Genomic DNA, 804 nt, shown 5'->3' with positions numbered 1-804 from the left:
ATCTCGTCCGCCCCTCAGTGAAGGCTATGATGGAATAGCCCAGCTTCTGCATACTGGGACGCCGATTTCAGTGTTGGTAAATTAATAGAAACGGATGATAGTCCCAATAAAAGAACTGTTAAGAAATATGGATTACAGTTCTGAGAATATATTCCAGAATGACTTTGAGCCGTTGCTCCAGATATAGCGTTAACAGTTGCTACATCGGGTTGAAGTACACCGTCCTTATTAAGAAGCGCTTGAACATTTTCAAGATGAATTAGAAATTTTAATAGGGTGCAAAATATTTTAAAGAAATCAAATACAGCCGCCAGGGGATTAAATACCGCATTAAAATGATTAGATAGAGTATGAGAAATATGAAGGAATTTGTGAAATATTAATTCTTGGGAAAAACGTGTGCTTAACATAGCAGATAGAGCTTTATCTCAATTTGCTGTGTGACAGAGTATGGATGCAAAACTTAGTGCATTTGATACTGAGCCATATTCAGATACGTCGTTCTGGTTATCTATGTGAGGTAGCCTTTTATGAGATATATTACCTGAAGCTAAGGATATTTGGTGAGCTATGAGAACTTGATTAAAATGATGAAGAGCTTGGACTAAGTGAACTTGAGTTTGGGATTTGGTTGATTTCATAAATCAAAGCGATGAAAACGCGCTACTTATTGCTAGACAGATGTGAAAAAACACAGCAAATTTTTCTGAACAAGATTTAAAGGATTATATCAGAGCTTATGCTACGATAACGGATGCAGCAAAAAGGGTTTATAATGAATTAACTGCGGAATGAAAAGCTGCC

This window comes from Methanobrevibacter sp. (genome assembly GCF_030539555.1).
Classification (GTDB): Archaea; Methanobacteriota; Methanobacteria; order Methanobacteriales; family Methanobacteriaceae; genus Methanocatella.
Note: the sequence above shows the minus strand (reverse complement) of the source record.